Source organism: Neisseria sp., from assembly GCF_041804105.1.
Taxonomy (GTDB): domain Bacteria; phylum Pseudomonadota; class Gammaproteobacteria; order Burkholderiales; family Neisseriaceae; genus Neisseria.
In genome coordinates this window covers 1-10,300 of sequence record NZ_JBHCJY010000006.1, presented here as the reverse complement: position 1 = coordinate 10,300, position 10,300 = coordinate 1, and the positions used below count along the sequence as shown (strand labels likewise).

Here is a 10,300-nt window from a genome sequence, read left to right as displayed (position 1 = left end):
GTTGCCTTCGCGGTCGATAACTTTCTGTTTGGAAAGGTTGTCCATCATCGCCTTGGCGATTTTATCGCCGGCGCGACCCCAGATATCGACCACTTTGTTGTAGCGCTCGCCGTTGGTTACCAAACCTTGGCGGTATTGGTCTTCGATTTCTTTGACTTCACCTTGCGCTTCGGCCAGCAGGGCGGCTTTTTCTTTCGGGATTTCCATATCGTCCACGCAGATGGAGATGCCGCCTTTGGCTGCATAACCGAAGCCGGTATACATCAGGTGGTCGGCAAAAATCACGGTATCGCGCAGACCGCACAAACGGAACGAAGCGTTAATCAGGCGTGAAATTTCTTTTTTCTTCAAAGCTTTGTTAATGTATTCAAACGGCAGGCCCTTGGGCAGAATTTCCGACAGCAAGGCACGGCCTACTGTGGTTTCGTAACGGTTGATAACCGGTTCGAATTCGCCGTCGCCGTTTTTCACCCATTCGCGCAGGCGCACGGTAATTTTCGTGCCCAATTCCACCTGTTTGGTGTGGTAGGCGCGGTGCACTTCCTGAACATTGGCAAACAGGCTACCCTCGCCTTGGCCGTTGATGCGGTCGCGGGTCATGTAATACAGACCCAATACGATGTCCTGCGAAGGCACGATAATCGGCTCGCCGTTGGCAGGCGACAATACGTTGTTGGAAGCCAGCATCAGCGTGCGCGCCTCCATTTGCGCTTCCAGACTCAACGGAACGTGAACGGCCATTTGGTCACCGTCGAAGTCGGCGTTGAACGCGGCACAAACGAGCGGATGCAGTTGAATCGCTTTGCCTTCAATCAGAATCGGTTCGAACGCCTGAATACCCAAACGGTGCAGCGTCGGCGCACGGTTGAGCATAATCGGGTGTTCGCGGATGACTTCTTCCAAGATGTCCCAAACTTCGGGTACTTCCTGTTCCACCAGTTTTTTGGCGGCTTTTACGGTTGAAGCCAAGCCCTGTTTTTCCAGTTTATGGAAAATAAACGGTTTGAACAGCTCGAGTGCCATTTTCTTGGGCAGACCGCACTGGTGCAGACGCAGGTAGGGGCCGACGGTAATCACGGAACGGCCGGAATAGTCCACACGTTTACCCAACAGGTTTTGACGGAAACGACCGCCCTTACCTTTAATCATATCGGCAAGAGATTTCAATGGGCGTTTGTTGGCACCGGTCATGGCTTTACCGCGGCGGCCGTTGTCCAGCAATGAGTCAACCGCTTCTTGCAGCATACGTTTTTCGTTTCGCACGATGATGTCGGGCGCATGCAGTTCGAGCAGGCGTTTCAAACGGTTGTTACGGTTGATGACGCGGCGGTACAGGTCGTTCAAATCGGAAGTGGCGAAACGGCCGCCATCGAGCGGAACGAGCGGACGCAAATCAGGCGGCAGCACCGGCAGAACGTCCATAATCATCCATTCCAATTTCATGCCACTGCGCTGAAAGGCTTCCAACACTTTCAAACGTTTGGCGATTTTTTTGATTTTGGTGTCGGAACCGGTGGATTCGAGTTCTTGGCGCAGAATTTCCACTTCGGAAGCAATGTCCAAAGTACGCAGCAGTTCGCGGATGCCTTCCGCACCCATTTTTGCATCGAAGTCATCACCGTGTTCGTCAAGTTTGGCGTAGTAGTCGTCTTCGGTCAGCAGTTGGCGGCGTTGCAGCGGCGTCATGCCGGGGTCGGTAACCACATAGGCTTCAAAATACAGCACGCGCTCGATGTCGCGCAGGGTCATGTCCAACACCATGCCCAGACGAGACGGCAGCGATTTCAAAAACCAGATGTGTGCAACGGGCGCGGCCAGTTCGATATGGCCCATGCGTTCGCGGCGCACTTTGGAAAGGGTTACTTCCACGCCGCATTTTTCGCAGGTTACGCCTTTGAATTTCAGGCGTTTGTATTTGCCGCACAAGCATTCGTAATCTTTTACCGGGCCGAAGATTTTGGCGCAGAACAAACCGTCGCGCTCGGGTTTGAAAGTACGATAGTTGATGGTTTCGGGCTTTTTAACTTCGCCGTAAGACCAGGAACGGATGGTTTCGGGCGATGCGATGCCGATTTTGATGGCATCAAACTCTTCTTCCATACCTGCGGATTGCAGGGGATTGAACAGATTCATTAAATTCATTTTGGCTCCTAGAAGGAAGTATTTTGCAGCGGTAAGGATATTGTTCGGTTTTCGGGAAACGTTTTTCAGACGGCCTTTGCTTGTTCAGACGGCCTGTCTGCATATCCGGTTATTCCGGTTCTTACGGATACGGTTTTGTCTGCGTATCCGATCTTTTTCCAAACATGTTTTTCAGACGGCCTTTATTGCTTTACAGGCCGTCTGAAAACCTGTCGGTCAGTAACGTTCCAAATCAATATCCAAGCCCAGCGAACGGATTTCTTTAACCAACACGTTGAACGATTCGGGCATGCCGGCATCGATTTTGTGTTCTCCTTTAACGATGTTTTCGTACATTTTGGTACGGCCTGTTACGTCATCGGACTTCACGGTCAGCATCTCTTGCAGCGTGTAGGCGGCGCCGTAGGCTTCGAGCGCCCAAACCTCCATCTCACCGAAACGCTGGCCGCCGAACTGGGCTTTACCGCCCAACGGCTGCTGGGTAACGAGCGAGTACGGGCCGGTAGAGCGGGCGTGCATTTTCTCGTCAACCAAGTGGTGCAGTTTCAGATAGTGCATCACGCCGACGGTTACTTTGCGGTCGAATGCTTCGCCGGAACGGCCGTCGTAGAGCGTAATCTGGGTTTTGCTGTCGTTGAAGCCGAGTTTCTTCACGGCCTCGTCGTCGCTCGGATACGCCAGATTCAGCATTTCGTAAATCTCGGCTTCTTTCGCGCCGTCGAATACGGGGGAAGCGAAGGTCGCACCGCGCTTCAGGTTTTCCGCCAAAGCCAAAATGTCTTCGTCGCTCAGGCTGTCCAAATCTTCCGCTTTGCCACTGCCGTTGTAGAGCTTGTTCAGGAAAGCTCGGATCTCACTGACTTTGCGCTGTTCGGCCAGCATGCGGTCGATGCGCTCACCAATGCCTTTTGCCGCCCAGCCTAAGTGTACTTCGAGAATCTGACCGATATTCATACGGCTCGGTACGCCCAGCGGGTTCAACACGATATCGACCGGACGGCCGTCTGCCATGTAGGGCATGTCTTCCACAGGCAGAATGCGCGATACCACACCTTTGTTACCGTGGCGGCCGGCCATTTTGTCGCCCGCTTGCAGACGGCGTTTGATGGCGATGAATACTTTCACCATTTTTTGTACGCCGGCCTGCAATTCGTCGCCCTGCGTCAGTTTTTTCTTTTTGACTTCATACAGCGCGTCGGCTTCTTCGCGTTTTTGTTGCAGACTCACTTTAATCAGTTCGAGCTGTTTGGCCAGCGATTCGTCTGCCATACGGATGTCGAACCAATCGTGTTTGCTCGGCAGCGAGGCCAGATAATCGGCGGTCACTTCTTTTCCTTTACCCAACTTCATCGGGCCGCCGTTGGCTTTTTGGCCGACAATCATGCGCTCGATACGGCTGAAGGCATCGTTGTCGAAAATACGCAATTGGTCGCTCAAATCTTGGCGGTAGCGTTTCAGCTCGGAATCGATAATCGACTGGGCGCGCTTGTCGCGTTGGATGCCTTCTCGGGTAAACACCTGCACGTCAATCACGGTGCCGCTCATGCCGGTAGGCATACGCAGCGAAGTGTCTTTCACGTCGGACGCTTTTTCGCCGAAAATCGCGCGCAGCAGTTTTTCTTCAGGTGTAAGCTGGGTTTCGCCTTTGGGCGTTACCTTGCCCACCAACACATCGCCCGCTTCGACTTCCGCACCGATGTAAACGATGCCGGATTCGTCCAAACGGTTCTGCATACGCTCGGAAAGGTTGGGAATATCGCGGGTAATGTCTTCCGCGCCCAATTTGGTGTCGCGCGCCACCACGTTCAGCTCTTCGATGTGGATGGAGGTGTAGCGGTCGTCGGCGGCCACTTTTTCCGAAATCAGAATCGAGTCTTCGTAGTTGTAACCGTTCCACGGCATGAACGCGATGGTCATGTTCTGACCCAACGCCAGTTCGCCCAAATCGGTAGACGCACCGTCGGCCACCACATCGCCACGCTGCAATACATCGCCTGCTTTGACAACAGGACGCTGGTTGATGTTGGTCGACTGGTTGGAACGGGTGAATTTCACCAGATTGTAAATGTCCACACCCACTTCGCCGGCTGTGGCTTCGTCATCATGCACGCGAACTACGATACGGTTGGCATCCACATATTCAACCACCCCGCCGCGACGGGCAACGATGGCTGTAGCCGAATCGACAGCCACCGAGCGTTCGATACCGGTACCGACCATCGGTTTTTCAGGACGCAAACACGGTACGGCCTGACGCTGCATGTTCGCCCCCATCAAGGCACGGTTTGCATCGTCATGCTCCAAGAACGGAATCAGCGATGCCGCTACGGAAACCACTTGGCCTGTTGCCACATCCATATATTGGATACGGTCGGGCGTTGCCATAATGGTTTCGCCTTTTTCGCGGCAGGTAATCAACTCGCCGGTCAGACGGCCGTCTGAATCCAGTTCGGCATTTGCCTGCGCAATCACATAACGGCCTTCTTCAATTGCCGACAGGTAATCGATTTCGTCGGTTACCTTGCCGTCCACCACACGGCGGTAGGGCGTTTCCAAAAAGCCGTAGTCGTTGGTGCGGGCGTATACCGACAGCGAGTTAATCAGGCCGATGTTCGGGCCTTCAGGAGTCTCAATCGGGCACACGCGGCCGTAATGGGTTGGGTGTACGTCGCGCACCTCGAAGCCTGCACGTTCGCGCGTCAAACCACCCGGGCCGAGCGCGGATACGCGGCGTTTGTGGGTAATTTCGGAAAGCGGGTTGGTTTGATCCATAAACTGGCTCAACTGGCTCGAACCGAAAAATTCTTTGATTGCTGCTGAAACAGGTTTGGCATTAATCAAATCGTGGGGCATCAGGTTTTCAGATTCAGCCTGATTCAACCGTTCTTTTACCGCACGTTCCACACGCGCCAAACCGCTGCGGAATTGGTTTTCGGTCAGCTCGCCAACCGAACGCACACGGCGGTTGCCCAAGTGGTCGATGTCATCCACTTCGCCATGACCGTTGCGCAATTCGACCAAAGTAGCAATCGAAGCCACAATATCTTCCACGCTCAAGACATAACCGCCTTTGTCGGCCGCGCCTGCAAAGGTTTGGTTGAGCAAACGGCCATACCAAGATTCGTTTTGGGCTTCGCTCAACTTTTGTTCGTAGGTTCGGGTATTGAATTTCATACGGCCTACGCGCGACAAATCGTAACTGTCTTCATTGAAGAACAATCGGTTGAACAACAGCTCCACAGCTTCTTCGGTAGGCGGTTCGCCCGGGCGCATCATGCGGTAAATAGCCACGCGCGCGGCCTGCTGATCGGCTGTTTCATCGGTACGCAGGGTGTTGGAAATATAACCGCCCTGATCCAGTTCATTGATATACAGGGTTTCGATTTTTTCCACGCCGTGGATATCGAATTTCGCCAACAGTTCTTCAGTGATTTCGTCGTTGGCCACTGCCAGCACTTCACCTGTATCCGGCACAATCAGATCTGCCGCCAGCACTTTTCCCAACAGGCCATCTGAATCCACATTCAGGCGGGTCAAACCTGCATTATTGATGTCGCGGATATTTTTGGCAGTGATACGCTTGCCTTGTGCCACCAAAACGTTACCGTCTTTATCGATAATATCGGTTTTAGCGGTTTCGCCTTTCAGACGGCCTACAACCAAATCTGTTTGAACACCGTCTTTCGAAAAATAGAAAGTCTCTTTGTCGTAAAAGGTATCCAGAATCTGCTCGTTGCTATATCCTAAGGCTTTCAGCAAAATTGTAACCGGCATTTTACGACGGCGGTCGATTCGGAAATACAGTAAATCTTTCGGATCAAATTCAAAATCCAACCATGATCCGCGGTAAGGAATAATACGGGCCGAGAACAACAGCTTGCCTGAAGAATGGGTTTTACCACGGTCATGTTCGAAAAACACGCCGGGAGAACGGTGAAGCTGAGACACAATCACGCGCTCAGTACCGTTAATAATGAAAGAGCCACTCGGCGTCATCAGTGGAATTTCGCCCATGTACACTTCATTTTCACGCACTTCTTTTACCGTCGGCTTGGAAGATTCCTTATCCAGAATCACCAAACGGATACGCGCGCGCAACGGAGCAGCATAAGTAATGCCGCGCAATTGACATTCGGGAATATCAAACAGCGGCTCACCCAATACATAATGCACAAATTCCAAACGGGCATAGCCGTTATGGCTCACAATCGGAAAAATGGAATTGAATGCGGCCTGCAAACCTTCATCATCGCGCTTATCAAACCCTTTTTCAGATTGTAGGAATTTGGAATACGAATCCAACTGGGTTGCCAGCAGGAAAGGGACTTCCAGCACATTATCACGCTTAGCAAAACTTTTGCGGATACGTTTTTTCTCGGTAAAAGAATAATTCATTGAAAACTCCAAAACAGGGAGACTTAAAATAAAATAATTAATCTATTTGAAAGCAATAAAAGCTTTCAGACGGCCAACAGATTTAAAAAAGAAATTTTTACTTTTATTTACCAAAATACTCAAATAAGATCGCAAATAAAAGTAAAAAATCAGATTTCGAAATTTTTAAAGCAAAATAAGGCTGGCAATACTTGCCAGCCTTTGTTCCCACAAAGGAATTATTTGATTTCGACTTTCGCGCCAGCTTCTTCCAATTGCTTCTGAATATCTTCGGCTTCAGCTTTAGATACACCTTCTTTAACTGTTTTAGGTGCCCCGTCAACCATGTCTTTAGCCTCTTTCAGACCCAAACCGGTAATGGCACGAACCACTTTAATTACGCCAACTTTTTGATCACCGGCAGAAGCCAAGATAACGTCAAACTCGGTTTTCTCTTCAGCAGCAGCACCCGCGGCAGCACCCGCAGGACCAGCCACGGCAACGGCAGCAGCAGATACACCGAATTTTTCTTCAAAAGCTTTAACCAGATCGTTCAATTCCATCACAGTCAAAGAACCAACAGCTTCCAAAATGTCTTCTTTAGTAATAGCCATGCTATTCAAACTCCAAATATTGTATAAAAATAAATCGGTTAAACAAAATCGTTACAGAATCAAGCAGCTTCTTCGCCTGCTTTTTTCTCTGCTAAAGCTGCCAACGCACGGGCAAAACCGGAAACCGGAGCCTGCATAACGAACAGCAATTTAGACAACAGCTCTTCACGGCTCGGAATAGAAGCCAACTCAGCAACCTGACCAGCATTCAGTACTTCGCCATTATAAGAACCGGCTTTAACAATGATTTTGTCGTCTTTTTTCGCGAATTGATGCAGCACTTTTGCAGCAGCAACAGCATCTTCTGACGCAGCATATACCAACGGACCAACCATCTGATCTGCCAATCCTGCGAAAGAAGTTCCTTCTACTGCGCGACGGGCCAATGTATTTTTCAGAACGCGCAAATATACGCCTTCTTTACGTGCATTGGCACGCAATTCCGTCATGCTGGCAACACTGATACCGCGATATTCGGCAACCACCAAAGTTTGGGCATTAGCAATTGCTGCACCAATCTCTTCAACAGCCACCTTCTTGGTTTCAATATTGAGACTCAAGGTCTACCTCCCACTGTTTAAAAACGGAATATTCAAACAAATATCCCACCAGCGCGGCAGGCCCTAAAAGACATTTCACAAGCAAAATACTTGATAACGTTTCAGGACTACCGTCTGCGTAGGGCAGTTACGATTAAATCTTGCGATCCCTACGGTCTTGGACATCTACTTAATCATTTTAAGTAGCCCAACTTTCAGACGACCTCTCCTAAATATGCAAGTATAGGCCGCCTGAAAAATCTATTTAACTGTTCACACTTGAAGCATCAACACGAATACCTAAACCCATTGTACTGCTAACCGCTACTTTTTTCAGATATTGCCCCTTAGCGGCAACAGGCTTAGCTTTTACAATCGCATCCAACAAAGCATCAAAATTTTCTTTTAATGCAGCCTCATCAAAAGAAGCACGTCCAATGGTAGCATGAACGATACCAGCCTTATCAGTACGATATTGAACCTGGCCGGCTTTGGCATTTTTAACAGCCTCAGCAACATTCGGCGTTACAGTACCGACTTTCGGATTAGGCATCAAACCGCGAGGGCCTAAAATTGTGCCCAACTGGCCAACAATTCTCATTGCATCAGGAGAGGCAATAACCACGTCGAAATCCAAGTTACCTTTTTTTACTTCTTCTGCCAGATCCTCAAAACCCACGATGTCAGCACCAGCCGCTTTTGCTGCTTCCGCATTTGCACCCTGAGTAAATACAGCCACACGAGTAGTTTTACCAGTACCTTTAGGTAAAACCACCGAACCACGAATTACTTGATCCGATTTACGAGGATCAACACCTAAATTAAAAGAGACATCTATAGATTCATCAAACTTAGCAGTTGCTGCCTTTTTCACCAATGCAATCGCTTCATCAATTGCATAAAATTTATTAGTCTCGACAGAAGAGCGCAATGCCTTCAAGCGTTTAGAAACCTTAGCCATTTATACAACACCCTCCACATCCAAGCCCATAGAACGAGCAGAACCTGCAATAGTACGCACCGCAGCATCCAAATCAGCTGCCGTCAAATCAGGTTCTTTGGTCTTTGCAATCTCTTCCAGCTGCGCACGAGTCACTTTACCCACTTTATTGGTTAAAGGATTTGAACTACCCTTTTGCAAGCCCGCCGCCTTTTTAAGCAAAATGGTTGCAGGAGGCGTTTTCATCACAAAAGTGAATGATTTATCTGCAAACGCAGTAATAACCACAGGAATTGGCAAACCAGGCTCCATACCCTGAGTTGCAGCATTAAATGCTTTACAAAATTCCATAATATTTAAACCACGCTGACCCAATGCAGGACCAACAGGAGGAGACGGATTGGCTTTACCTGCAGGAATTTGCAGTTTGATATAGCCTATAATTTTCTTTGCCACTTTGAAAGAACTCCTAAAAAACGGGTATAACGCGGATATTAAACCGCTTCCCAAACAACTACAATAAAGAACTTTAAATTCTAACGTACATTAAAAAATCTTTCAAGCAAATATACTTAAATTTTTTCAACCTGACCAAATTCGAGCTCTACCGGTGTCTCACGACCAAAAATCTGCACAGAAACACGCAACTTATTACGTTCGTAATTTACCTCATCCACCGAAGCATTGAAATCAGCAAACGGCCCCTCATTAATTCTTACCTGCTGCCCGACTTCAAACTCAACTTTCGGCTTAGGCTTCTCAACACCACTGTTTACCTGCTGCAAAATTGCATCCACTTCACGCTGAGAAATCGGCAAAGGCCGATTCGCCGTGCCTCCAATAAAACCAGAAACACGAGGCGTACTCTTTACCAAGTGCCAAGAGTCATCAGTCATTTCCATTTCTACCAGCACATAGCCCGGAAAAAATTTTCGTTCACTAATAGTCTTTCGGCCATTTTTAATATCAACAACCTCTTCTACCGGCACTAAAATTTGACCGAAATAATGCTCCATCGATTCCCGAGCAATACGCTCCTTCAATGTCTTCTGAACATTTTTTTCAAAGCCAGAGTACGCCTGAACCACATACCAATGCTTAGACATAATCAACCTTTCTTCAGTAGCACATCAAAAAACAACCACGAGATCGCAGTATCGACTAAATAAATAAAAGCCGACAGAACCGCAACAAAAATAATGACAAACATTGTCATCTTAGTTGCATCTTCTCGTGAAGGCCATACTACCTTCTTAAATTCACGATAAGAGTCGCGAAAATAAGCAAATAACCCCCTACTCTTATATTCATCGGTACTTTGACCCACCACCGAGAGAGTAGTTGATTTTTTCCGATCTTCTTGCGGCAAATGCTCTGTCATAGCAAACCTTAATCGTTAATAGTATTGAAGCTCTCAAATAAAATCTGAAAGGTATAATTTAAAATATATAAAAAATTAACCGACCTAAGGCCGGTTAATTTTTTATTTGGCAGGCCAGGAGGGTCTCGAACCCCCAACCCTCGGTTTTGGAGACCGATACTCTACCAATTGAGCTACTGGCCTCTAAATATCAAGCGATGACGTTGGAAACGACACCTGCACCTACGGTACGGCCGCCTTCGCGAATCGCAAAGCGCAAACCGTTTTCCATGGCAATCGGGGCAATCAGTTCAACCGTGATTTTCACGTT

General features: G+C 48.7%; 8 protein-coding genes, 1 tRNA gene and 1 pseudogene. All 10 read right to left on the bottom strand.

Translation table 11 applies throughout. The annotated features are described in order from the left end of the window. Nucleotides 1–2,142, bottom strand: a 2,142-nt coding sequence (gene rpoC, locus ACEYDX_RS00515; protein WP_373740088.1) for a DNA-directed RNA polymerase subunit beta', incomplete at its 3' end; no start/stop codon positions are given. Nucleotides 2,143–2,358: 216 nt separating this feature from the next. After that, on the bottom strand, nucleotides 2,359–6,537 hold the full coding sequence (gene rpoB, locus ACEYDX_RS00510; protein WP_373740087.1) for a DNA-directed RNA polymerase subunit beta: 4,179 nt from the start codon (nucleotides 6,535–6,537) through the stop codon (nucleotides 2,359–2,361). Between the two features lie 218 nt (nucleotides 6,538–6,755). After that, the gene (gene rplL, locus ACEYDX_RS00505; protein WP_085366665.1) at nucleotides 6,756–7,130 is read right to left on the bottom strand and encodes a 50S ribosomal protein L7/L12; all 375 of its coding nucleotides are present in this window, start codon (nucleotides 7,128–7,130) and stop codon (nucleotides 6,756–6,758) included. Between the two features lie 59 nt (nucleotides 7,131–7,189). Next, on the bottom strand, nucleotides 7,190–7,690 hold the full coding sequence (rplJ, locus tag ACEYDX_RS00500; protein ID WP_373740086.1) for a 50S ribosomal protein L10: 501 nt from the start codon (nucleotides 7,688–7,690) through the stop codon (nucleotides 7,190–7,192). 244 nt (nucleotides 7,691–7,934) lie between these two features. Beyond that, a complete protein-coding gene (gene rplA, locus ACEYDX_RS00495; RefSeq protein ID WP_373740085.1) occupies nucleotides 7,935–8,630 on the bottom strand; it encodes a 50S ribosomal protein L1 in 696 nt (231 codons plus the stop codon). After that, on the bottom strand, nucleotides 8,631–9,065 hold the full coding sequence (gene rplK / locus ACEYDX_RS00490; protein ID WP_373740084.1) for a 50S ribosomal protein L11: 435 nt from the start codon (nucleotides 9,063–9,065) through the stop codon (nucleotides 8,631–8,633). Between the two features lie 116 nt (nucleotides 9,066–9,181). Then, nucleotides 9,182–9,715, bottom strand: coding sequence for a transcription termination/antitermination protein NusG (gene nusG / locus ACEYDX_RS00485; protein ID WP_373740083.1), 534 nt, complete (start codon nucleotides 9,713–9,715; stop codon nucleotides 9,182–9,184). Between the two features lie 2 nt (nucleotides 9,716–9,717). After that, nucleotides 9,718–9,990, bottom strand: coding sequence for a preprotein translocase subunit SecE (gene secE / locus ACEYDX_RS00480; protein ID WP_373740082.1), 273 nt, complete (start codon nucleotides 9,988–9,990; stop codon nucleotides 9,718–9,720). A gap of 107 nt (nucleotides 9,991–10,097) precedes the next feature. Continuing rightward, nucleotides 10,098–10,173 (bottom strand) — tRNA-Trp (locus tag ACEYDX_RS00475). 7 nt (nucleotides 10,174–10,180) lie between these two features. Next, nucleotides 10,181–10,300, bottom strand: a pseudogene (locus ACEYDX_RS00470) (elongation factor Tu); the annotation flags it as partial.

What these genes read in the sequence shown, in the direction of transcription:
- rpoB (WP_373740087.1), bottom strand. Translation starts at nt 6,537, where the DNA reads ATGAATTATTCTTTTACCGAGAAAAAACGTATCCGCAAAAGTTTTGCT.
- rplL (WP_085366665.1), bottom strand. Translation starts at nt 7,130, where the DNA reads ATGGCTATTACTAAAGAAGACATTTTGGAAGCTGTTGGTTCTTTGACT.
- rplA (WP_373740085.1), bottom strand. Translation starts at nt 8,630, where the DNA reads ATGGCTAAGGTTTCTAAACGCTTGAAGGCATTGCGCTCTTCTGTCGAG.
- nusG (WP_373740083.1), bottom strand. Translation starts at nt 9,715, where the DNA reads ATGTCTAAGCATTGGTATGTGGTTCAGGCGTACTCTGGCTTTGAAAAA.
- secE (WP_373740082.1), bottom strand. Translation starts at nt 9,990, where the DNA reads ATGACAGAGCATTTGCCGCAAGAAGATCGGAAAAAATCAACTACTCTC.